This is a genomic window from Thioclava sp. DLFJ4-1, from assembly GCF_002020145.1.
Lineage (GTDB): Bacteria > Pseudomonadota > Alphaproteobacteria > Rhodobacterales > Rhodobacteraceae > Thioclava > Thioclava sediminum.
In genome coordinates this window covers 903,755-926,122 of sequence record NZ_MPZT01000001.1, presented here as the reverse complement: position 1 = coordinate 926,122, position 22,368 = coordinate 903,755, and the positions used below count along the sequence as shown (strand labels likewise).

Annotated in this window: 16 protein-coding genes; 9 read left to right on the top strand and 7 right to left on the bottom strand. The window is 65.5% G+C overall.

Features of this window, described 5'->3' with window-relative positions; genetic code table 11:
- The first annotated feature begins 13 nt into the window (after nt 1-13).
- The 4 genes from efeO to BMI85_RS04145 all read left to right on the top strand — a co-directional run bounded on the left by efeO (nt 14) and on the right by BMI85_RS04145 (nt 4,975).
- Nucleotides 14-1,213, top strand: coding sequence for an iron uptake system protein EfeO (efeO, locus tag BMI85_RS04160; RefSeq protein WP_210402304.1), 1,200 nt, complete (start codon nt 14-16; stop codon nt 1,211-1,213).
- 17 nt (nt 1,214-1,230) lie between these two features.
- Complete coding sequence (locus BMI85_RS04155) at nt 1,231-2,487, top strand: Dyp-type peroxidase (protein ID WP_078599603.1); 1,257 nt, start codon at nt 1,231-1,233, stop codon at nt 2,485-2,487.
- A gap of 222 nt (nt 2,488-2,709) precedes the next feature.
- Complete coding sequence (locus BMI85_RS04150; protein WP_078599602.1) at nt 2,710-3,654, top strand: HWE histidine kinase domain-containing protein; 945 nt, start codon at nt 2,710-2,712, stop codon at nt 3,652-3,654.
- A 64-nt stretch (nt 3,655-3,718) separates the two neighbouring features.
- A complete protein-coding gene (locus BMI85_RS04145) occupies nt 3,719-4,975 on the top strand; it encodes a glycosyltransferase (RefSeq protein WP_078599601.1) in 1,257 nt (418 codons plus the stop codon).
- Between the two features lie 64 nt (nt 4,976-5,039).
- Here the strand turns inward: BMI85_RS04145 and BMI85_RS04140 are convergent, their stop codons facing one another.
- The 4 genes from BMI85_RS04140 to glgX form a co-directional block, all read right to left on the bottom strand.
- Nucleotides 5,040-6,152, bottom strand: coding sequence for a sugar phosphate nucleotidyltransferase (locus tag BMI85_RS04140; protein WP_078599600.1), 1,113 nt, complete (start codon nt 6,150-6,152; stop codon nt 5,040-5,042).
- 221 nt (nt 6,153-6,373) lie between these two features.
- The gene (gene treY / locus BMI85_RS04135; RefSeq protein WP_078599599.1) at nt 6,374-8,653 is read right to left on the bottom strand and encodes a malto-oligosyltrehalose synthase; all 2,280 of its coding nucleotides are present in this window, start codon (nt 8,651-8,653) and stop codon (nt 6,374-6,376) included.
- Complete coding sequence (treZ, locus tag BMI85_RS04130; RefSeq protein WP_078599598.1) at nt 8,653-10,380, bottom strand: malto-oligosyltrehalose trehalohydrolase; 1,728 nt, start codon at nt 10,378-10,380, stop codon at nt 8,653-8,655. The genes treY and treZ overlap by 1 nt, the downstream gene beginning before the upstream one ends.
- Nucleotides 10,377-12,452: a glycogen debranching protein GlgX gene (gene glgX, locus BMI85_RS04125; RefSeq protein WP_168174726.1), complete on the bottom strand. Its 2,076-nt coding sequence runs from the start codon at nt 12,450-12,452 to the stop codon at nt 10,377-10,379. Before glgX ends, treZ begins: the two co-directional genes overlap by 4 nt.
- A 225-nt stretch (nt 12,453-12,677) precedes the next feature.
- Between glgX and BMI85_RS04120 the strand changes: the two genes are divergently transcribed.
- Nucleotides 12,678-14,192, top strand: coding sequence for a catalase (locus BMI85_RS04120; protein WP_078599596.1), 1,515 nt, complete (start codon nt 12,678-12,680; stop codon nt 14,190-14,192).
- Nucleotides 14,193-14,270: 78 nt separating this feature from the next.
- Here BMI85_RS04120 and BMI85_RS21335 read toward each other — a convergent pair whose 3' ends face one another.
- On the bottom strand, nt 14,271-14,738 hold the full coding sequence (locus tag BMI85_RS21335; RefSeq protein ID WP_168174725.1) for a nucleoside deaminase: 468 nt from the start codon (nt 14,736-14,738) through the stop codon (nt 14,271-14,273).
- A 528-nt stretch (nt 14,739-15,266) separates the two neighbouring features.
- On the opposite strand from BMI85_RS21335, the gene BMI85_RS04110 reads away from it, so the two are divergent.
- The 3 genes from BMI85_RS04110 to BMI85_RS04100 all read left to right on the top strand — a co-directional run bounded on the left by BMI85_RS04110 (nt 15,267) and on the right by BMI85_RS04100 (nt 18,770).
- Nucleotides 15,267-15,803 carry a DUF882 domain-containing protein gene (locus tag BMI85_RS04110; protein WP_078539890.1) on the top strand — a complete coding sequence of 179 codons (537 nt, stop codon included), beginning with the start codon at nt 15,267-15,269 and terminating at the stop codon, nt 15,801-15,803.
- Nucleotides 15,804-16,032: 229 nt separating this feature from the next.
- On the top strand, nt 16,033-16,506 hold the full coding sequence (locus tag BMI85_RS04105) for a (2Fe-2S)-binding protein (protein WP_078599594.1): 474 nt from the start codon (nt 16,033-16,035) through the stop codon (nt 16,504-16,506).
- Nucleotides 16,503-18,770 (top strand): molybdopterin cofactor-binding domain-containing protein, encoded by a 2,268-nt coding sequence (locus BMI85_RS04100; protein WP_078599593.1) that lies wholly within the window; start codon nt 16,503-16,505, stop codon nt 18,768-18,770. The genes BMI85_RS04105 and BMI85_RS04100 overlap by 4 nt, the downstream gene beginning before the upstream one ends.
- Before the next feature lie 52 nt (nt 18,771-18,822).
- On the opposite strand, the gene BMI85_RS04095 is transcribed toward BMI85_RS04100, so the two are convergent.
- Nucleotides 18,823-19,254: a MarR family transcriptional regulator gene (locus BMI85_RS04095; protein WP_078599592.1), complete on the bottom strand. Its 432-nt coding sequence runs from the start codon at nt 19,252-19,254 to the stop codon at nt 18,823-18,825.
- A 110-nt stretch (nt 19,255-19,364) separates the two neighbouring features.
- On the opposite strand from BMI85_RS04095, the gene BMI85_RS04090 reads away from it, so the two are divergent.
- The gene (locus BMI85_RS04090) at nt 19,365-21,248 is read left to right on the top strand and encodes an FAD-dependent monooxygenase (protein ID WP_078599591.1); all 1,884 of its coding nucleotides are present in this window, start codon (nt 19,365-19,367) and stop codon (nt 21,246-21,248) included.
- Nucleotides 21,249-21,255: 7 nt separating this feature from the next.
- Here BMI85_RS04090 and BMI85_RS04085 read toward each other — a convergent pair whose 3' ends face one another.
- Nucleotides 21,256-22,116, bottom strand: coding sequence for an NAD(P)-dependent oxidoreductase (locus BMI85_RS04085; RefSeq protein ID WP_078599590.1), 861 nt, complete (start codon nt 22,114-22,116; stop codon nt 21,256-21,258).
- Nucleotides 22,117-22,368: the final 252 nt, after the last annotated feature.

Genomic DNA, 22,368 nt, shown 5'->3' with positions numbered 1-22,368 from the left:
CAGGAGCCTGACAATGAACATGTCGTCCCGCGCGCGCCGCCGCGCTGTCCCCCTTCTCGCCGCAACCGCGTTCTTCGCGCAGCCCGCGCTGGCCGATGCGCCCACGAATAACGGGGCTGCGCAGGTCGCGATCACGCTTACGGGCGAGAATGGCGGCGCATGCGTGCTCGATCACGACAGCGCGGCGGCAGGGCCGATCACCTTCACGGTGACCAATGAATCCGCCCCGGCGATCTCCGAGCTGGAGCTGCTGTCGGACAGCCGCATCCTCGGCGAGAAAGAGAACCTCGCCCCCGGTCTGCCCGCGTCGAGCTTCACCGTCACGCTCGACGGTGGCGACTATCGCATCTATTGCCCGGGCGCGGCCGAAGACACCGTGGCCTTCACCGTGACTGGTGAGAGCAAGCAGCGCGCGCAAAGCGCGATCGGCGATCTCTTGGACGAAGGCACCGCAGGCTATGCTAATTACGTCGAAGGCATGGTCGGCGCGATGGTGACCGCAAGCGAACGCCTCGCCGCGAAAGTGGACGCAGGCGACGTGGAGGGCGCGAAGGAAGCCTATGCGCAGGCGCGACCGTTCTATGAGCGGATCGAGCCCGACGTCGAAGGCTTCGTCCTGCCCGGCACCGACCCGACCGACAACTCGGGCAACCTCGATTACCTGATCGACATGCGTGCCTCGAACCTCGACCCGGCGGTCGGCTGGCACGGCTTCCACGCGGTGGAGCGCGACCTGTTCGAGAAAGGCGAGATCACCGACGAGACCAAGGCCTATGCGGCGGAACTGGTGAAGAACGTCAAGATGCTCGCCGATCTGTCGGGCGGGATCGAATATCGTCCCGAGGATCTGGCGAACGGTGCGGCGGCCCTTCTGGAAGAAGTGCAAAGCGGCAAGATCAGCGGCGAGGAAGAGGCCTATAGCCATATCGACCTCGTGGACTTCGCGGCCAATATCGAAGGCGCGCATCAGGCGTTCGCCTTCCTCGAGCCGGGGCTGAAGCGGATCGACCCGGACGTGGCCGAGACCATCGCGCAGCGCTTTGCGGATGTGCAGACGATGCTCGAAGACTACCGCGATCCCGACGCTCTGGGCGGCTACAAAATCTACGATGCCGAACTGCGCAAATCGGACGCGGTGAAGCTGAGCCGCGCGATCCAGATGCTGCAGGAACCGCTGTCGCGGATCGCTGAAAAAGTCGCCACGGCAAGCTGAAGACGAAGGAGGCCATGATGCGCGGGCAAGACGATAAACCGGCAGGACTGTCGCGGCGTGGGTTGTTTCTCGGCGCGGCAGCGCTTGGCGGCACCTTCGCCACGGCGGGGCAGGCGGCGGAGACCGGCAAGGTCGCGCCCGACGCCATGCCCGATCCGGACCAGAGGCGCTATGCCTTTTACGGCACCGGGCCGCAGGCCGGGATCGCCACGCCGCCGCAGCAGCATCTGATGGCCATGGCCTTCGACCTGACCGGGACCGATCCGCGCGCGTTGCAAGTGCTGCTCGCGCGCTGGTCGGCCTCGATCGGGCTGATGATGGAAGGGCAGCCGGTCGGTCCGGCAGAGCCCGACCGCGAGACAGCCACCGCGCTCGAGACCGGCGAGGCGCTCGGGCTTGGTCCGGCAGGGCTGACGGTGACCGTGGGCCTTGGCCCGCGCGTCTTCTCCAAGGAGATGAGGCTGGCGGCGAAAGCCCCGCCGCATCTGCGTCCGCTGGCCGATCTGCCCTCGGACGCGCTGCGCCCCGAGATCAGCGGTGGCGATCTCTCGCTGCAGGCCTGCGCCGACGATCCGCAGGTCGCCTATCACGCGGTGCGCATCCTCGCGCGGATCGCGAAACGCACCGGCGCCGCGACGGTGCGCTGGACCCAGCTCGGCTTCGGGCGCGCCTCGGCCGGGGCAGGGCAGGAGACGCCGCGCAACCTCTTTGGCTATCGCGACGGCACCCGCAACATCACCACGCCCGAGCAGCTCGCGCAGCACGTCTGGGCCAATGACGGTCCCGACTGGCAGCATGGTGGCACCTATCAGGTGATGCGCCGGATCGAGATGCATATCGAGAATTGGGACAACGCGCAGGTCAGCCATCAGAACGACGTCTTCGGGCGGCACAAGCTCACCGGCGCGCCGCTGACCGGAGAGAACGAATTCGACACGCCCGATTTCAAGGCGAAGAACGCGCAAGGCGAGCCGGTCATCCCGACGCATGCGCATATTCGGCTATCGGCGCATGAAACCAATGACGGCATCCGCATCCTGCGGCGCGGCTACAACTTCACCGGCGGTCTGAACGCGGTTGGGCGTCTCGATGCGGGGCTGTTCTTTATCAGCTACCAGAACGATCCAGCGTATTTCGAGGCGCTGCAACGGCGGCTCGGCGCGTCGGATCTGCTGAATGAATACATCTCCCACACCGGGTCGGGACTGTTCTGGGTGCCGCCTGCCGCGCCGAAAGGCTCCTATATCGGCGCGCCGCTTTTCGCTGCGGTCTAAGCGTCGGGGGTTGAGCCGGCGGTGACCCCTTTGCGCGCCGTCGTCGCGGCGAAACCAAGGAGCTTCAGGAAGTCTGAGCCGTGCCGGAGGCATAGGTGCCGGGGGCTGGCGGTTTACAGCAGTTGACTCGGTCAGAGGAAAGGTCACTGTCGGGCCGGGCCATTCGGCTCCGCGCCCCGCTCATCCTCCCCCGCACATCGTCAGTACCGAGGTTTCCCCAGCATGTCGCTTCCCCCCATCGGCCTCGAGGACGCATTCGGCATTGCCGGGATCGGCCGCTGGGAATTCTCGGTCGAGGCGCGCCGCTTGGTAATCGACGAGCCGTGTCGTCTGCTTTTCGACATCTCCGAGGGAGAGATGGACTTGCAGGGCGCAGTGCGGACACGGGTGGTCGAGGAAGATCGCGCGCGCGTTTTCGAGGCGCTCGACAGTGCCGTGAGCGAGGGCGACATCTATGACGAGGTCTTCCGGATCACCCTTCCTTCCGGCGAGCAGCGCTGGATCCGTGGCGTCGGAAAATACCGCGCGCAGGCGGGCCAGCGCAAAGTCATCGGGGTCAGCTTCGACATCACCTCCGAGCAGGAGTTGCTGGCCGAGCGCGAGCTGCACCTCGCCGAGATGAACCACCGCATCAAGAACCTCTTCGCGCTCGTCTCCGCGATGATTTCCAGCGCGGCCCGCGCGAGCGAAACCAAGGAGGAGATGCTCGACGAGTTGCGCGGCCGCGTGACCGCCCTCGATCGCGCGCATTCCATGATGCTGCGAACGGACAGCACGCAGCCGGTTGCGCTCGGTGGGCTGTTGGAGCGGGTGCTTGCGCCTGCACGCGCCGAGCAAACCATTCTGCTGTCGGGCGCAGAAGTGATGATCCCCGCGCGGGCGCTGACCTCGCTGGCCTTGATCTTGCATGAATGGGTGACAAACTCCGCCAAATACGGCGCGCTGAGATCCGTGGACGGCCAGATCAATGTGACGTGGGAGCCCTATGAGAACGGCGTTCACCTCACCTGGAAAGAGCAGGTCCCGGATTACGACGCGGCCGCCGAACAGGGCTTCGGCTCGCGCCTGATCCTCGCCTCGGCGATGCAACTGCGCGCGGAGAAAGAGCGCCGCTATGAGGATGGCTGGCTCATCATCGACATGAAGCTGCCGCTCGACGGGTACTGACGCGCGCCGCCCCCCGGGGGGAAATCGGGCAACAGCCGAGACTTTCTGCACGATCGGCTCCGCGATGCAGGAACAAGCGTCGCACCCATTGGTTCCCCTACACGATACGATTGAAGTCCCATTACCGAAACAGCCCGTTCATCGCCCGGAGCCCATGCGTTTCCGGGAAGGGAGGCACATGCGCATCGCTATCATTTCCCCAATCCGTCACCCCATTTCGGCGCCCTTCATGGGTGGGATGGAGGCTCATTCCTACGCGCTCGCAGGCGCCCTCGTCGCGCGAGGGCATGAGGTGACACTGTTTGCGTCGGGCGACAGTCAGCCGCCTGAAGGGGTGGAGCTGTATCCGGTCACGGAGCGCCATGTCGACAGCGCCTATCCGTCGAAAGGCGGCCGCGAGTCCGATGTGCCCGATACCCATCTCGACAGCGCCTTCGCGGGCATCCTGCAGAAGTTGGAGACGGGGGGCTTCGACATCATTCACAACAATTCGCTGCACCGCTATCCGCCGCGGCTGGCGCGGCGGGAGCGGATCGCGATGCTGACCTCCCTGCATGTGCCGCCCCTCGAGACGCTGCGCGACGCCGTCCACGATGCCCGCGCGCCATGGTGTCGTTTCACGGTCTGCACGGGGGCGCAACGAGAGCGTTGGGCCAAGCCCGACTGCGACCTGTCCTTCCATGTCGTGCCGAACGGGATCGATACCGGCGTCTGGGGCTTCTGCCCTCATGCCGATGGCTCGGCGGTCTGGTTCGGGCGCATCACTCCCAACAAGGGCACCGCCGAGGCCGTGAAGGCCGCGCGGATCGCGGAGCTGCCGCTGCGGATTTACGGGCCAATCGAGGATCGTGCGTATTTCGACGACACCATCGCCCCCTATCTCGGGTCGCAGATCACCTATGGGGGCAATCTGACGGCGGAGGACCTGAGCGCCGAAGTCGCCAGGGCGTCGGTCTGCTTCTTCACGCCGGTCTGGGATGAACCCTTCGGGCTCGCCGCAGCCGAGGCGATGTCCTGCGGCGTGCCCGTCGCTGCCTTCGACTCCGGCGCGGTGCGCGAGGTCGTGGGCGAGGCGGGCGTGATCGTGCCGACAGGCGACGTGTCCGCGCTCGCGAATGCTGCACGCAAGGCGATGACCTGCGACCGACAATTCGTGCGCGACCGGGCGGTCGCCCGCTTCGGGGTGGAGCGGATGGTCGACCGTTACGAAGAGCTCTATCGCATGTGCATGGCGGGGCTCTCGGAGCCAGCGCCCGAGGTCGATTTCGCCCCGGACGACCTGCCGCCGGCAGAGGTCGGTGTCAGGCTGGCGGTGGAATAGCGCGGGACTGAAAAAGGCGCGGACCGCTGAAGGTCCGCGCCCGAAAGCGTCTCGGAATTGGCAGCTAGTGCAGCCGCTCTCTGGAGCGATCGACCATCGCCTGCGTGATCAGGTTGGTGTCGCCGCTGCGGCGGAACCATTGCATATTCGTGCGTCCGATCCCTTCGACTATAGTTCCGGCTGGCAACGAGACATCGGGCGCCAGCAGCGTATCGGTCAGGTGGCAATCGCGCGAGACGGCCCCTTTTGCCGTCAACGCGGAGCGCCGACCGACCCCGATGACGCCCGGCTGCGCCTCGAGATGAAGGCAGCTCAGCGGCGGGCTTCCCCGTGTCGTGCCACCTTGCGGCGCCGCGAAATTCAGAAGCGCAGAGCGATAGTCGTCGAGCGTGTCGATATCGCGCCAATAGGCTTCGCGCCCGGCGTCGCTGCGCGGCAGGCGGTAGGCTTGCAGGGCCTTCTCGCGCAGCGCGGCTTCCAGCAGGTCGGCCTCGATCGAAATATCGAACTGGCCCCGCGACAGCTCCGGCAGTTCCTTGCGAAGCCATGCGGTCTTGAAGAGGTAGATCCCCGTGGCAACTAGGCTGCGACCCGAGCTTTCGCCGATCTCGGCGGGCGCGCTCGGGCGATGGGTGAGCGCGCTGACATGCCCGTCTCGCGCGACTTCCAGCACCGAATGATGCTCCGCATCCGACGATGAGAGCGTTGCAGCGACCAGCGTCGCGGGGGCGTCGCTCAGGCGATGGCGCTGGATGAACGGACGCAGATCGATGTCGCAAATCTGATCGGCGGGCATCACCAGAACGTCGTTAACGCCTTCGCGCTCGAGCAGGTCGAGATTGGCGAGAAGCGCATGGGCCGTGCCACGATAGCCGCCGCGCGAGAGCCGCGTCGCATCGCGGATGAGCAGACCGTCGGGAAACGCATCCGCCCATCTGTCGCGCAGGTGCCGGATCAGCGGCGCGGGGCGATACTGGGTCGCGATGATCGCCCGTGTGAAACCGGCAGCACGCAGCGAAGCAAGGGTGAAATCCACCAATCGCTGTCCGCCGGCACCAAAGGGCAGGGCAGGTTTGCAACTCTCCTCGGTCAGCTCGTACAGACGCTTTCCGCGCCCGCCGGCCAAGACCACTGGAAGACAGCCGATCAATAAATTGGGTCTTTTCTGAGTCAGCATCAGAGCTCCTCCACCGTGACGCTGCGACGTGAATAAGCTTAACGCTTTTCAAAAATGAAAGCCATGAAACGGGTCCGCGGTTCCCGGATTTCCGCCGGTTCGCGGTAAGATTTTCGCGTGTGTTTTTTGACCATTTCGAGAGCTGCTCGATAACCCTTTGAGTCTAGGGGGCGGTCTCGGACGATGTGTCAAAAAGCAGGTCGCGCCAATCCGCCGATCAATTAGGCAGGCGGCGGAAATGCGAGGCGGGTGGCAGTGTCCTCTGCTGCCGAATCGCGAATCTCGAAGAACACGCCATCGCTCAGATCGCGAAGGTCACGACGGAAGCGCAGGGTGATTTCGCGCCCGCCCGCGCGACGGGTGAGCGTAAAGATACCGTCACGCTCTGCCGCCTCGGCGGTGCCTGCGCGGAACACGTCCTCCGCCTGTCGTCGCAGCTTCAGAAGGCGCCGGGTGGCGTCCGATTTCGCCTGCTCGAAGGACGTCAGGGTTTCCGGCAAAGCGAAAGGGCGGCGATTGTCGGGATCGGTCAATTCGTAGAGGGCGCGCTCCCCGCGCTGGTAGATGTCGGGCATGCCGGGCAGCATCATCTTCAGCGCCAGTTGCAGCAGCGACAGCCGCTGTCCCGTCGCGATCAGGGGCGCGAGTTCGGCTGGCGGCTGCGCCTCCCACGCCGCGCAGATGCGCCGCGCGGTGTCCAGTGCGGCGTCCTCGGCTTCGATGTCGGGGAAGGACCAGCGCGTGATCTCCCCGCCCTCGCGCAGCGCTTTGCGCAGATGCTCGGTCAGGCGGTCGCACAGCTCCGGACCGGGCGCGGGATCGTCCCAGATGCCCAGAAGGCTTTGCGTGGCATACCAGACGAAACCGGCATCCGAGAGTGCGGCGTCCTGCATCGCGGTATCGAACAAAGCGCCGAAGGTCTCGGGATAGTGCGAGATCGCGGCGATCCGCATCCGTGTGTCCTCAGCGCGTTTCGTGTCGTGGCTCGAGGTGAGCGTCAGCGCCGTGTCCCGCTGCCCCTGTGCGCTGGAGAACCACGCGTTCAGCCCTTCCGCATCCAGCAGCGGCGTATCGGGTTCCGCGCCGACCTCGTTCGCGGCGAGGTAACGGGTGTGGCGGAAGAAGGCGGTGTCCTCCTGCGCCTTGGCGACCACCGCGCCCGTCACCTGCTGAAACCGAATGCGGAACTTGAGGCTCGGCTTGTCCGTCCTGTCGAGCAGCAGCCCGGCAAGCAGATCGAGCGCCTCGCGTTGCGGCAAGGTCTCTGCCGCAGCTTCCACCGTCTCTTCAATGATGGCGCGGTCCTCGGGTGTCGCGGGCGGCGTGGTGATATAGCTGCGATAGCGCGGGAAGAAGATCAGGAGCGCCAGCATCGCCTCGCGCAGCGTCTCGGCATCCGGCGGGTCGAGCCGATCCACCACGAGCGCCGCCTGCGCAAGGTCGATCAGTTGGTGCAACTCGGCCGCGAGGTCTTCGGGGATCACCTGCGCGCGCGCCTCGCGGCACATCGTCTCGTAATCGTCGCAGCCGCCGGTGCGGTCGCGCCAAAGTGCGTCGAGCCGCGCGAAGCCTTCGGGTTCGGTCAGCAGACAGCAAATCTGCCGTCCGGCCTCGTATCCGGTCGTGCCGTCGGTCTGCCACCCGGCGGGCATCGCCTCATCGTCGGTCAGAATCTTCTCGACCCAGACCGGGACCGCATCGCCGACCGTCTGGCGCAGCCGCTCCAGATAGGTGGCGGGATCGGCCAGCCCGTCGATGTGATCGATCCGTAGCGCGTGGGCGAGCCCCTCGCGCACCAGTCGCGCAGGCAGTTCCGTCATCGCGGCGAATACCGCCGGATCCTCGATGCGCATCCCGATCAGCCCGGTGACGTTGAAGAAGCGCCGATGCGAGAGCGCGCCGCGTTCGCGCGTCCAGTCGCGCAGCTGCCAGTGCTGGTGCGTCAGGACCGCAGCGATGTCTCCCAGCGCCTCCGTGCCGGGCGCGAGCGGCAGCCAGCCGCCCTCCCATTCCACCGCGCCACCGTGATCCTCAGTCAGTCGCAGCTCGCCCTTCGCCAGCATGTCGTCGAGCGGCTCCGGCAGGAAAGGCAGGATCAGTCTTTGCGACCAGTCTATCGCGAAGTAATCGGCATAGGCGCTGTCGGGGCCATGGCGCATCGCGTCGCGCATCCACGGATTGTCGAGCGAGAGTGCGGTGTGGTTCGGCACGAGGTCGAGCACGATGCCGAGCCCCAGCGCCTGCGCCGCCTCCGACAGCGCACGAAACCCGTCCTCGCCGCCAAGCGCCGGGTCGATCTCCTGCGGATTGGCAACGTCGTAGCCGTGGGTCGACCCCGCGGTCGCGGTGAAGATCGGCGACAGGTAGAGATGGCTCACGCCAAGATCCGCGAGATAGGGCAGGAAGGTTTTCGCAGCCGCGAAGTCGATGCCGTTTCGCAATTGCAGCCGGTAGGTCGCGATCATGGGGTGGGCGGTGGCAGCGGGCAGATCGGACGGCATCACTCAATCCTCATGTCGATGGCGAAGGCGTCCCGGCGCGGGTCGCCCATCGAGAATAGCGCTGGCTCCCGGCGCGGCGCATTGGAGGCGGGTGCCCCGAGGCTGACGAGACTATCGAGCGTCCCCGCTGCGAAAGGCCAGCGCGCGTGGAAGGCCTTTGCCCCGTGGCGCGTGACCTCGCCGGGCCCGGTTTTGCCGCTGCGCGAAAGCGGCAGCACATGCGCCCGACGCAGGCTCAGAAGTTCGCGCGTCAGCTGCAGCCACTCCTGACCGCGGGGACCGGTGTCGCGGTAAGGGTAGCACAGGCGCGGTGTCTCGGGCGAAGCCGGGTCGATCATCGCCCCCGTGTCGTAGCCGATGCTTTGCAGCTCTTTCGTCCGGCCTGCGCGCAGCGCGGCGACGGCGCCCGGCGGCGGATCGGCGAAGAAGGGGAAGGGCGCGGTCGAGCCAACCTCTTCGCCCATGAACAGCATCGGCGTGAAGGGCATCAGCAGCAACAGCGCATGGATCACCGCACCCGCCTCGTCGCCGATCAGGCTCAGTAGGCGCTCGCCCCCGGGGCGGTTGCCCGCTTGGTCATGGGTGAGGTTGGCGTTCACGAAAGCGGACCATGGCAAATGGGCGGCGGGCGCGCCGCGCGCTTTCGTCCCGTCGGCCCGCGTCTGGCCTTCCTCGACTTGGCCCCGCGCCATTGCCCGCGCAAGGTCACCGAACGGGTCGGTGGCATGGGCCTCGTAATAACCCTGTGTCTCGCCGGTCAGCGCAACATGCAGCGCGTTATGCCAATCGTCGTTCCACTGCGCGTCATACCCGCCGTCGCGCAGATCGGGGAGGTTGCGCTCGTCTTCGAGGATCAGGTGGATCGGACGGCCTCGATCCTGTGCGCGGATCGTTTGCAAAAGCTCGATCAGGAAATGCGGCTCGGACGGGTCGCGGATCGCGTGGACTGCATCCAGTCGCAGCCCGTCGAGCCGATACTCGTCGATCCATCCCGTCGCTGTCTCGCGCAGCAGCGCGCGTACCTCGGGCCGGGTGAAGTCGATCGCATCGCCCCATGGCGTGGCCTCCCCGCCGAAGGTCTGGGGCGCATAGGCGTGCAGGTAGTTCCCGAACGGGCCGAAATGGTTCAACACCAGATCGAGGATCACCATGATCCCGTGGCTTTGCGCTGTGCGGATGAAGGCGCGCATCTCGTCGGGACTGCCATAGGAGGGATGCGGAGCGCGCAGCAAAACTCCGTCATAGCCCCAGCCATGAGCACCGTGGAACTGCGAGACCGGCATGATCTCGATGGCCGTGATGCCGAGATCGGCAAGTTCGGGCAGGCGGTCGGCCGCTGCCGCGAACGTGCCCTCGGGGGTGAAGGTGCCGATATGGATTTCGAGGATCACCGCCTCGTCCCATGGGCGCCCGCTCCACGGCGCGCCCCAATCGAAAGTGGCCGGGTCGTGGGTCAGGGAGGGGCCGTGAACATCGCCTTGCTGGCGGCGTGCGGCCGGATCGGGGTAGTCGGTGCCGTCGAGGCGGAATACGTAGGGCAGTCCGTCGCGGGCCGCGACTGAGACCTGCCAGCCGCCGTCTCCGACCGGTGTCATGTCATGTGCCGCTCTGTCCAGCATCAGCTCCGCGCGCTTTGCGGCAGGGGCCCAGATGGCGAAGTCCCAGTCACCCTCCGTTCCCGGATGCGCGCCCCAGCGAAGGGGCCGCCGATCGCCTGCCGCCGTCACGCGTCGCCCTCGTCGATCGCAGCTTCGCCCTCACGACAGAACGCGTGCAACGATTGCCAGGGCAGCGATTGAACCGCGTCGACTGCCTCGTCGCAGCGCGGCTGATCCCGCGTCGTGTCGAGGATATGGTGCCAGCCGTAGCCGGGCAGGGTGAACTCGCAGGCGTCGCCCGCATTGGCGACGATCAGCAGCTCGGGGTAGCCTGCCAACCGGTGCCGCAATCCGACGCAGCACAGCCCCGCTTCCTGCCAGTCGCCATCCTCCATCTGCCGCCCCGACGCGTGCCACCAATCGCTGACCGGGGTCGCGGCGTTAGGGGCAAAGGCGGGCGGGGCGAGGTGGTAGCGCCAGTCCTGCCGGAACGCGACCATCGCACTGAAACTGTCGCGCAGATCGGTCCGTGCGCCCTCCCAGTCGATCCAGGTCGTCTCGTTGTCCTGACAATAGGCGTTGTTGTTGCCGTTCTGGCTCTGACCCATTTCGTCGCCTGCGAGGATCATCGGCACGCCGTGGCTGACCAGCAGCGAGCCCAGCATCGCGCGCGCCCTACGCAGGCGGGCGGCGTTGATCTCGGGATCTTCGCTCGGCCCTTCGACGCCCATATTGTCGGACAGGTTATGGTCGTGGCCGTCGCGATTGCCCTCGCCATTGGCCTCGTTGTGCTTGTGGTTGTAGCTGAGCGCATCCCAGAGCGTGAACCCGTCATGGGCAGCAAGGAAGTTGATCGACGACGTCGCGGGGCGATGCGTGTGGTCGAACTGCACCGGCGAGCCCATCAGCCGCTGGGAGATTTTCGGCAAGAGCCCCGGATCGCGGCGCCAGAACGCGCGGGTGTCATCGCGGAACTTGTCGTTCCATTCGCGGAAGGGCCAGGGAAAGCCGCCCACCTGATAGCCGCCTTCACCGATATCCCACGGCTCGGCGATCAGCTTTACGCCGGAGAGCACCGGGTCCTGCCGGATCGCGTTGAAGAAGGCGCCCTCGCGCTCGAAGCCGTCGGGTTCGCGGCCAAGTGTCGAGGCGAGGTCGAAGCGGAAGCCGTCGACGTGGACCGCCTCCACCCAGTAGCGCAGGCTGTCCATCACGAGGCGCAGGACCATCGGATGGGCCACGTTGAGCGTGTTGCCGGTGCCGGTCGTGTCGAAGCCGTGGCGTTTGTTCTCCGGCGACAGCAGGTAGTAGCTGCGGTTGTCGATGCCCTTGAAGCTGAGCGTCGGGCCGAGCTCGTTACCCTCGGCGGTGTGGTTGTAGACCACGTCGAGGATCACTTCGATCCCGGCCTCGTGGAAGCGTTTTACTGCGGCGCGCACCTCGCGCACGTCCTCGCCGGCGAGATAGCTGCGATTGGGCGCGAAGAACCCGATGGAGTTGTAGCCCCAGTAGTTCGACAGGCCGTTCTCGACCAAGTGGCGATCCTGCACGATGGCATGGATCGGCAGGAGTTCGATCGTGGTCACGCCGAGCGTCAGCAGGTGGTCGATGATCGGCGGCGAGGCGAGCGCGCGGAAGGTTCCGCGATCGGCCTGAACGACGCCGGGATGGCGCATCGTCAGGCCCTTCACATGGGCCTCGTAGATCACGGTTTCCGACCACGGGCGGTGCAGCACCTGATCCTGATCCCAGTCGAACTGCGTGTCGACGACGATGGCTTTCGGCATGAACGGGGCGGAGTCGCGGGTGTCTTGTTTCAGATCGGAGCCACCGATGGGATAGCCGAATAGCGCGTCATCCCATTTCAGATAGCCCCGCATCGCCATCGCATAGGGGTCGAGCAGCAGCTTGTTCGGATTGAAGCGCAGCCCTTCCTCGGGCGCAAACCGCCCGTGGACGCGGTAACCATAGGCGAGGCCTTCCTGCGCGCCGGGCAGATGGCCGAACCAGATCCCGCCCTCCTGCTGCGGCATCTCCAGCCGCGCGAGTTCTTCCTGGCCCTCATGGTCGAAAAGGCACAGCTCCACCTTCTCGGCCTCTTCGGAGAAAATCGCGAAATTCACACCGTCTCCGGTGACGCGCGCGCCAAGAGTATCGGGTCGCCCCGCATACGGATCGAAACGCAGCGAACTCGGGGTCATAGGGGGAGGCTCCATGTGCGGAAGAAACGGCGACGCGCCAACGGGATCAATGCGCCGCAGTGTAATCGGTTCCCAAGCGTAAGCCGTTAAGGGCCGGATCGGGACGGGCCGCACGCATTTCGAACAACATATCGGAGCCGTGAATTCAGTCGTGGAAACTTCAAGGAACTGCGCCACGCCCCCTGCGTTTCCGAACCGATATTTTCCAAAATCTGAGGTTCCGACATGACGAACGACAAGCGCGGACGCCCCGCCACCACAGACGGGGGCGCCCCCGTCCAAAGTCTCGAACATTCGCTCACGGTCGGTTCCGATGGTCCGATCGTTCTGAACGATCACTACCTCATCGAGCAGATGGCGAATTTCAACCGGGAGCGCATCCCGGAGCGCCAGCCCCACGCCAAGGGCTCGGGCGCGTTCGGCCATTTCACCGTGACGGGCGACGTCTCGAAATACACCAAGGCGAAGGTGTTCCAGCCGGGTGCGAAGACCGACATCGTGGCGCGGTTCTCGACCGTCGCAGGCGAGCGCGGCAGCCCCGACACTTGGCGCGACCCGCGCGGCTTCTCGGTGAAGATGTATACCGAGGAAGGCAACTTCGACATGGTGGGCAACAACACTCCCATCTTCTTCGTGCGCGACCCGCTGAAATTCCAGAGCTTCATCCGCAGCCAGAAGCGCCGTGCCGATAACGGTCTGCGCGACCACGACATGCAGTGGGACTTCTGGACCCTCTCGCCCGAGAGCGCGCATCAGGTCACCTATCTGATGGGCGATCGCGGCATCCCGCGGACCTGGCGCGAGATGAACGGCTATTCGAGCCACACCTATTCGCTCGTCAATGACGCGGGCGAGATGTTCTGGGTGAAGTTCCACTTCAAGACCGATCAGGGCGACGGCAACGCGCATTTCACGCAGGAAGAAGCGGACGAGATGGCGGGCGCCGATAGCGACTATCACCGCCGCGACCTGTTCAACGCGATCTCCGAGGGCAACGCTCCCAGCTGGACGCTCTATTTCCAGATCATGCCCTTCGAGGATGCCAAGACCTATCGCATCAACCCGTTCGATCTGACGAAAGTCTGGCCGCACAAGGATTATCCGCTGATCGAGGTTGGCAAGATGGTGCTCGACCGCAACCCGACCGATTTCCACACCGAAATCGAGCAGGCGGCCTTCGAGCCCAACAACATGGTCCCCGGCGTGGGTCTCTCGCCCGACAAGATGCTGCTGGCACGTGGCTTCTCCTATGCCGATGCGCACCGCGCGCGGCTCGGGGTGAACTACAAGCAGATCCCGGTGAACAAGCCGCAGGCCGAGACCAACGCCTACACCAAGGACGGCGCGCTGCGGGTCAACAAGTCCGAAGACCCGGTCTATTTCCCGAACTCCTATGGCGGGCCGGAAGCGCATCCGCAGAAATCCGAAGCCGGTCTGTGGTACTCCGATGGCGAGATGGTCCGTCAGGCCTACACGCTGCGCGAGGATGACGACGACTGGAGCCAGGCAGGTGCGCTGGTGCGGGACGTGATGGACGACGCGGCGCGCGAGCGTCTCGTGAACAACGTCACCGGTCACCTCTGCGACGGTGTGAGCGAGAAGATTTTACAGCGTGCGTTTGAGTACTGGCGCAACATCGACGGCGATATCGGCGCGCGCATCGAGAAAGCGGTCCGCGACAAGCTGGGCGGTGAATCGAAAGCGCCGGGCATGGCCTCGGCGAAAAGCATCGGCCGCTAAGCTGAACGTAAGACAGACCAAAGGAAAAGGCGGGGCCGCGGCCCCGCCTTTTTGCTATCCGCTTAGCTTAGAAAGGCGTCACTCCTCGCCATCGACATAAAGCGCGACGACATCCTCCTCCAGCACGCCGCCGATCGCTTCGAAGGCCTCGCCTGCGTCGCGGAATTTGGTCAGCGTCAAATCGGGGAACACGAAATACTTCCCCGCGACATTCTCCTTCTGCGCGCCGAAGATGATCCGCTTGATCCCGGAGAACCGCGCCGCCGAGAGGCACATCTCGCAGGGCTGCAGGGTCGTCAAAAGCACGCAGCCCTCGAGAGACGGGTCGTCCTGCGCCCGTGTCGCTTTCGCGATCGCCACGATTTCGGCATGGCGGGTCGGGTCGCAGTTCAGATGCACCTCATTCTCCCCCTCGGCGATGATCTCCCCGTCGCGCAGGATCGCGGCGGCGATCCCCGCCTTGCCCGGCTCCTGTGCGGCCTCTTTCGCTTTGGCGATTAAGCGGGCCATCGCCTCGCGTTCGGTCGGTGTGGGGTGCTCGGGCATGGATGCGATCCTTTCGGCGGTCGGAGGAAGAGGGGCGGGCGCGGCGGGCGCGCAGGGACGAACGCCCACGGCTGCGCGCTGTTCCCCGCTTGCGGTTGCGACCAATCCCACACGCGCGCCGATTTTTTCGGGAACCCATGTCGACATTCGGCGTTGGACGAGACTTACAGGTGACCGAAAGGCGCGCCGCGAAGCTGCTGCGTCTTCGTGGGGTCCAAGTCTCCACGGGGCGAATCGGGTGGTGGTTTCAGGTGCGGTGACGTGTCCGGAAGCCAAAATCCGGCCTCTCCCCCGTGTGAGGCTGTCCTCGCGCTCCCTCGCGCCTGCGTGACCTGCAAGGGCTGCGCGGGTTTCAAGAGGTAACATCCGTTCAGATGACCTTGAGGTGGAGGCGTCTGTCGGCAGGTCCCCGCTGAGCTCTCGGCATTTGGCTGCTGGTTCCATCGATGGAACCGTGTGCGGCCCTTTTGTTCGTCGCCGAAATTTCGAATTTGCGCCCTTCGACACGCATTCGAAGGGACATCTATCATGGCAAAGGCATCAGGACTGCTCCGTCGCGAGTTTCTCCTGGGCGCGGCGGGCGCCCTCGCAACCCCCTATATCGTCACCCCGGCACAGGCAGGCCAGACGGACGAGCGCCGCCTGCGCTTCCACAATCCGCATACCAACGAGAATTTCGACGCGGTCTATTTCGCGAAGGGCCAGTATGACGACGACGCGATGCGCGAGTTCTACCGGATCGCCCGCGATTGGCGTCAGGAAAAAGAGGTGAAGATCGACAATCGTACGGTCAACATCGCCTACAACATGCAGAACATGCTCGAGCAAAGCACGCCGCTGATGCTGGTGTCGGGCTATCGCACGCCGAAGACGAACCGTCTCGTGCATGGCGCGACGCATAGCTACCACATGCGGGGCGAGGCGCTCGATCTGACGCATCCGCATGTCTCGACCAGCATGCTGCACAAAGTGGCCCTGCGCATCCGTGGCGGCGGTGTCGGCTACTATCCGAGCGAGCATTTCGTGCATGTCGATTGCGGTCCTGTCCGCACCTGGCGCGGCTGAGCGCAGACCTTCCAAAGACCTCTGGCGCGACGCGCGGTTTCCCTGCCTTCACGGGATCGACACGAGGGCAGGGCGCCGCGCCGCGTTGACGCGCCGGTATCCCCGGCGGTTCCATTTTCTCGCGAAGTTTTCACGAAAATTTAGTGCCTCGCGCCACTCGTGCCCTAGGTGGAGAGCGGCCAACCAGCGCCGCGCGAGCGCTCACCGATGAAACGGCGAGGAGGAATTCATGAAATTGAAAATCAACGGCAAGTCCGTCGACGTGCAGTCCGGCCCGGATACCCCGCTCCTTTGGGTGATCCGCGATGAGCTCGGCATGACCGGCACGAAATTCGGCTGCGGGATCGCACAATGCGGCGCCTGTTCGGTGCTGCTCGACGGGATGGTGCAGCGCAGCTGTGTCCTGCCCGTCAGCGCCGTGGGCGACAGCGAAGTCACCACGATCGAAGAGATCGAGAACGACCCCGTCGGCAAGCGTGTCGTCGAGGCCTGGGTCGATAAGGAAGTGCCGCAATGCGGCTATTGCCAGTCCGGTCAAGTGATGGCGGCGACCTCGCTGCTGAAGTCCAACGACAAGCCCACCGAAGATGACATCACGGCAGCTATGACCAACCTGTGCCGCTGCGGCACCTATAACGCGATCAACGACACGATCGCCTCGATTGCCGGTACCGATGCAGCGAAAGCGGGGGATGCGCAATGAACGACCACGATCCCAAAATCTCCGATCCCGGCTACCCGACCGGCGCGCCCGAGAACGTCTCGCGCCGCCGCTTCCTGCTGGCCTCGGCCGGCATCACCGCGGGCTCGCTCGTGCTGGGCTTCGGCCTGAGCGTCGCGCCGAACAAGGCAGCCGCCGCCGCTGCGAAAGACATGCCGCCCGGCTCGAACGTTCCGGCCTTCCTCGAGCTGCGCAAAGACGGCAAGGTCCGTCTGCTGAGCCCGTTCAACGAAGGCGGGCAGGGCGTCTTTACCGCGATGGCGCAGATCGTGGGCGAGGAAATGGACGTCGCCCCCGATAGCTTCATCGTCGAGAACGCGCCCGCGGGCAGCGATTACCTCGTGGTCTACGGCAAGATGCGGATCACCGGCGGCTCGATGTCGGTGCGCACCAGCTACGACACGATGCGCAAGCTCGGTGCGGCGGCACGGCAGATGATGCTGGAAGCGGCGGCGAAGAAGCTCGACGCGCCGGTCTCTGACCTCTCGACCGAGCCGGGCAAGGTGGTCCACAAGGCCTCCGGCAAGTCGCTGGGCTATGGCGAACTGGCGGGCGATGCGCTCGACCAGGAGGTGCCGAGCCCCGACTCCGTGACGCTGAAAGACCCGAAAGACTTCAAGTGGATCGGCGAGCCGGTGAAACGCGTCGATGTCTACGAGAAATCGACCGGCAAGGCGATCTATGCGATGGATGCCAAGGTCGACGGGATGCTGCACGCCGCCGTCCAGCACGCGCCACGTCTGGGTCTCAAGCCCGGCGACATCAGCAACCTCGACGAGGTGAAGGGCATGGCCGGCGTCATGTCGGTTCACAAGCTCGACGGGGCGGTGGCTGTCGTGGCCGAGCGGTTCTGGGATGCGAAGACGGCGGTCGAAGCTGCCAAGGTCGACTGGCAGGAGCCGAGCGAGGACGAGAAGTCCAAGATCCGCTACATGCCCGCCGATTTCTCGACCGAGGAGTTCGCCAAGCAACTGGCCAATACAAAAGGCGACGGCACCGAGGCCGAGAGCGAAGGCGACATCGCGTCGGGCTTCGACGGGGCTGCGAAGACGGTCGATGCGACCTATCAGAGCCAATACCTGCACCACGCCCAGATCGAGCCTGCCTCGACACTGGCGCGGTTCAACGAGGATGGCACGCTCGACATCTGGCTGCCCAATCAGGCGCCCGAGCAGTTCCAGGCCCAGATCGCGGATGCGGCGGGCATCAAGCCCGAGCAGGTAAAGGTCAACTCGCCGATGCTCGGTGGTTTCTTCGGGCGGCACTTCCTGTACCCCGCGGCGAACCCCTTCCCGCAGGCGGTCCAGCTTGCGAAAGAGGTCGGCAAGCCGATCAAGGTGATCTGGACGCGCGAGCAGGAATTCCTGCGCGATCCGCTGCGTCCGATGGCGGCGGTGCGTTTCCGTGGTGCGCTGGACGATCAGGGCATGCCGGTGGCGCTGGAGGCGATCTCCGCCTGTGAAGGTCCGACCGAGGCGCTCAACGGCCACAACCCCGACAAGGTCGATGCGATGGCCGTCGAGGGGCTGACCGGCAAGAGCTACGCGATCCCGAACCGCCGCATCGCGCAGAACTATGTCGAGAACCCGACCTCGCTCGCCTATTGGCGCTCGGTCGGTCATTCGATGAACGACTTCTTCTATGAGGCCTTCCTCGACGAGATGGCCGATGCGGGCGGGCAGGACCCCTATGAGCTGCGCATGAAGCTGCTCGAAGGGAATGAGCGTCTGACTAATCTGCTCAAAGCCGTGGGCGATCTCTCGGGCGGCTGGAAGCGTGGCCCCTTCGACGCCGAGGACGGCACCCGCCGCGCCCGCGGTGTCGCGATGGCGTCGCCCTTCGGCAGCGAGGCGGCGGCGATTGCCGAGGTCTCGATACAGGACGGCCAGATCGTCGTGCATGACATCTGGGACGTGCTCGACCCGGGCAGCATCGTGAACCCGTCGATCATCAAGGCGCAGATCATGGGGGCGGCCACGCTCGGCACCTCCGAGGCGCTGATCGAAGAGGTCGCCTACAAGAACGGCGAGCCGACCGCGCGCAACTTCGACTACTACCCGATCCTCGGTGGGGCGCGGGCGCCGCGCATCCATGCGAAGGTGATCGAGAGCGGCGCGAAGATGGGCGGCGTGGGCGAGCCGCCGCTGCCCGCCGTGCCGCCGGCGATCGCCAATGCGGTCTCGGCGCTGACCGGGCAGCGCGTGCGTTCGATGCCGATGGACAAGCTCGACCTGAAGAAGGGCTGAGCTCGTCCGGACGGAAAGAATTGGGGGAGGCGGCGCGATCCGCCTCCCTTTTTCAGTCCTGCGGGGCGACCGCCTTGCGGGCAAGCGCAATGAACTGCGCGGCCTCTTCCTCGCTCAACCCTTCCAGAATCTCCGCCTGCAGCCGCGTCACTACGGGCCGCGCACCCTCCAGTGCCGCGGTCCCTTCCGGCGTCAGATGCAGGCTGCGGGCGCGCCGATCCGTCTCGCTGACGGCCCGCGCCACCAGCCCCTTCTGCACCAGCCGCTTCACCACGTCGCCGATCGTCGCGCGGTCATAGGCGATGCGCGCGGCCAGCTGCGCCTGATCCATTCCCGGCTCACGCGATAGAGCGTCGAGCGCCGCGAATTGCACCGAGGTCAGTTCCACCGGGGCGTCCTTGATCCGCTTCTGAAACACCGCCGTCGAGCGCTGGTTCAGCCGCCGGATCAGGTGGCCGGGCAGGGATTCGAGATCGCGTTTCATCGAGGGCGCTCCGGTTTGGGGGGGCTATTCGATATGTATACTTACCATATTGACGTGACGCCAGCCTTTTCGGTAATGGTAAGTATGCATATCAACTGGGAGGGCGCGCTATGCAATTTCATCTGAACGGGTTCACTACCGGCGATCCGGCCATCGCGCCGCGTCATCCGCAGGCGGGGGAGACGCTCGACAAGGTCGATGTGCTGATCGTCGGATGCGGCCCGGCGGGGCTGACCCTTGCGGCGCAGCTTGCAGCCTTCCCCGAGATTTCCGTGCGCATCACCGAGCGCAAATCCGGCCCGCTCGAAGTCGGGCAGGCGGACGGCATCGCCTGCCGCTCGGTCGAGATGTTCGAGGCTTTCGGCTTCGCCGAGAAGGTGATGAAGGAAGGCTATTGGGTGAATGAGGTCGCCTTCTGGCGGCCCGGCGTGCAAGGCGAGGGGCTGCAGCGGGCCGACCGGATTCAGGACGTGGCCGATGACCTCTCAGAGATGCCGCATGTCATCCTCAATCAGGCGCGGGTCCATGATTTCTACCTCGAGAAGATGCAAAACGGTGCACGCCGTCTGACCCCGGATTACGATCGCGCGCTGACCACGCTCACCCGCACCGACGACCCCGATTATCCGCTCGTCGCGATATTCGACTGCCTCGATGCGCCGGGCGAGACCGAGACGATCCGCGCGCGCTATGTCGTCGGCTGCGACGGGGCGCGCAGCACGGTGCGCAAATCTATCGGGCACGAATTGCACGGCGAATCCGCGCGCCAGCTTTGGGGCGTGATGGATGTGCTGCCGGTCACCGACTTCCCCGATATCCGGCTCAAGGCGGCGATCCAGTCGGCAACCGAGGGCAGCATCCTGATCATCCCGCGCGAAGGCGGCTATCTGGTGCGGCTCTATATCGAGCTCGACGCGCTGCATGGCGACGAGCGCGCCGCGGATCGCAATGTCAGCGCCGAGATGCTGATCGAGAAAGCGCAGGCGATCCTCTCCCCCTACAGTCTCGATGTGAAGGAGGTCGCATGGTGGTCGGCCTATGAGATCGGCCAGCGTGTCTGCGACGGGTTCGACGACAGCGACGGGGGCGGCGACGGCGTGACCGAGCCGCGCATCTTCATCGCGGGCGACGCCTGCCACACCCATAGCCCGAAGGCGGGGCAGGGTATGAACGTCTCGATGGCCGACACGTTCAACCTCGGCTGGAAACTGGCTGCCGTGCTGCGCGGACAGGCGCGGCCAGAGCTGTTGCGGACCTATTCGGCGGAGCGGCAGGCCAAGGGGCAGGAACTGATCGACTTCGACCGCGACATGGCGCGGCTGTTCAGCGCGAAGCCGCAGACCAAGGAGGAAGAGGCGCAGTTTCAGGCCTATTTCCAGAAACACGGGCGCTATACGGCTGGGGTCGAGACGCAATACGCGCCGGGGCTTTTGATTGGCGGTGCAGCGCATCAGGCGCTGGCTGCCGGGCAGGTCGTGGGCAAGCGCTTCCACTCCGCGCCGGTGGTGCGTTTGGCGGATGCAAAGCCCGTGCAGCTGGGCCATGCGTTCAAGGCGGACGGGCGCTGGCGGCTGCTGGCGTTTGCGCCGACGGGAGACACCGGCGACGCGGGCGGAGCGATCGCGCAGCTATGCGACCGGCTCGATGGGCCGGAGGGGCTCATTCACCGCTTCACGCCGGAGGGCGCGGATATCGACAGCGTCATCGACCTGCGCGCGGTCTTCCAGACGCCCCATCGCAAGATGCGCATCGAGGCGCTGCCCGCGCTCCTGCGTCCCAAGAAGGGGCGTTACGGGCTGGTCGATTACGAGAAGGCCTTCTGCCCCGCCGTCACCGGCCCGGACATTTTCGACCTTCGCGGCATCGACCGGGCGCAGGGCGCCTTGCTGGTGCTGCGGCCCGATCAATATGTCGCGCAGGTCTTGCCGCTCGACGCGGTGGACGCGGTCGCGGATTTCTTCGACCGCATCCTGATCCCGCAATCGGCAGGCTGAGGGCGCGTCAGTCGCGGTTCACCTGCACGACGCCGGTCATGTTCTCCGCGCCATGACCGGCCTCGCTGGCCCGCGCAAAGAGGCGTTTCGCGGCCTCGGTCATCGGCATCCGCGCTTCGCCACCCTCGGCGATGGCATAGCGGAAGTCCTTTGAGATCAGATCGACGGGGAATTGCGGCGTGAAGTCCGAGCGCTGCATCGTGCCGGTGATATAGGGCGCGTTCGGCGTCCAGATCGGGGTGGAGGACAGCGCCTCCAGCGCAAGATCGACATCCATGCCGCCGCGCTCCAGCATCGGAATGATCTCCGCCCAAGCGGCGACCTGAACGCCCAGCATCGCATTCGTGGCGAGCTTCATCCGCGCGCCCATGCCCCAGGTCCCGACATGGTGCTGCGCCTTGGCGAGCGGGTCCAGCACGTCATGCACGCGCTTGGCGGTCTCGGCCTCACCGCCGAGGAAATAGACCAGCACACCGTTCTCCGCCTGCGGCAGCGTGCCGGAGACCGGCGCTTCGACAAAGCGCCGCTGCTGCGCGGTGGCAAAGCTGGCGAGCTCTGCCGCCCCCTCTGGCGTGATGGTCGAGCTTTCGATCGCGATGGCCTCTTCGGGAAGCCCGGCGAAAGCGCCGGTTTCCGGGTCGCACCAGACCTCGCGCGAGACCTCGGTGTCGCGCAGCATCGAGATCGTGAACTCGGCCTGTGCTGCAGCGTCGCGCGGGGTGTCAGCCTGCGTGGCCCCGGCCTCGACGAGCGGCGCGCAGCGCTCCGGCGTCCGGTTCCAGACGATCAGATCGTGGCCCGCATCCAGAAGGGTCCGCGCCATCCGCGAGCCCATCGCGCCCATGCCTAAAAATGCGATCTTTGCCATGCTCTGCTCCTGTTCGTGATGGTGTTTCTGGCCGAATGCGAGGCGCCTTGGCGGGGTTCCGGAGGTGGCGTGCACATCCCGGTGACCGGGCCGATTTCAGACGCGGCCGCGTTCGTTTGCGAGAAAACGTGAGGGCCTATCGAACGCGCATCCAGCGGCTTTGTTCCTTGACGATAACGTGCGGTAGCGGGCGGTTGCTGGCCCCGACTGCGGCCCTACCGTCAACCTCGCCAACCCGAATGCGTGAAAGCG

Excerpts from the sequence above, each read along its gene's own strand:
- efeO (WP_210402304.1), top strand. The coding sequence starts at position 14 with ATGAACATGTCGTCCCGCGCGCGCCGCCGCGCTGTCCCCCTTCTCGCC.
- BMI85_RS04155 (WP_078599603.1), top strand. The coding sequence starts at position 1,231 with ATGCGCGGGCAAGACGATAAACCGGCAGGACTGTCGCGGCGTGGGTTG.
- BMI85_RS04150 (WP_078599602.1), top strand. The coding sequence starts at position 2,710 with ATGTCGCTTCCCCCCATCGGCCTCGAGGACGCATTCGGCATTGCCGGG.
- BMI85_RS04145 (WP_078599601.1), top strand. The coding sequence starts at position 3,719 with ATGCAGGAACAAGCGTCGCACCCATTGGTTCCCCTACACGATACGATT.
- BMI85_RS04140 (WP_078599600.1), bottom strand. The coding sequence starts at position 6,152 with ATGCTGACTCAGAAAAGACCCAATTTATTGATCGGCTGTCTTCCAGTG.
- treY (WP_078599599.1), bottom strand. The coding sequence starts at position 8,653 with ATGCCGTCCGATCTGCCCGCTGCCACCGCCCACCCCATGATCGCGACC.
- glgX (WP_168174726.1), bottom strand. The coding sequence starts at position 12,452 with ATGACCCCGAGTTCGCTGCGTTTCGATCCGTATGCGGGGCGACCCGAT.
- BMI85_RS04120 (WP_078599596.1), top strand. The coding sequence starts at position 12,678 with ATGACGAACGACAAGCGCGGACGCCCCGCCACCACAGACGGGGGCGCC.
- BMI85_RS21335 (WP_168174725.1), bottom strand. The coding sequence starts at position 14,738 with ATGCCCGAGCACCCCACACCGACCGAACGCGAGGCGATGGCCCGCTTA.
- BMI85_RS04110 (WP_078539890.1), top strand. The coding sequence starts at position 15,267 with ATGGCAAAGGCATCAGGACTGCTCCGTCGCGAGTTTCTCCTGGGCGCG.
- BMI85_RS04105 (WP_078599594.1), top strand. The coding sequence starts at position 16,033 with ATGAAATTGAAAATCAACGGCAAGTCCGTCGACGTGCAGTCCGGCCCG.
- BMI85_RS04100 (WP_078599593.1), top strand. The coding sequence starts at position 16,503 with ATGAACGACCACGATCCCAAAATCTCCGATCCCGGCTACCCGACCGGC.
- BMI85_RS04095 (WP_078599592.1), bottom strand. The coding sequence starts at position 19,254 with ATGAAACGCGATCTCGAATCCCTGCCCGGCCACCTGATCCGGCGGCTG.
- BMI85_RS04090 (WP_078599591.1), top strand. The coding sequence starts at position 19,365 with ATGCAATTTCATCTGAACGGGTTCACTACCGGCGATCCGGCCATCGCG.
- BMI85_RS04085 (WP_078599590.1), bottom strand. The coding sequence starts at position 22,116 with ATGGCAAAGATCGCATTTTTAGGCATGGGCGCGATGGGCTCGCGGATG.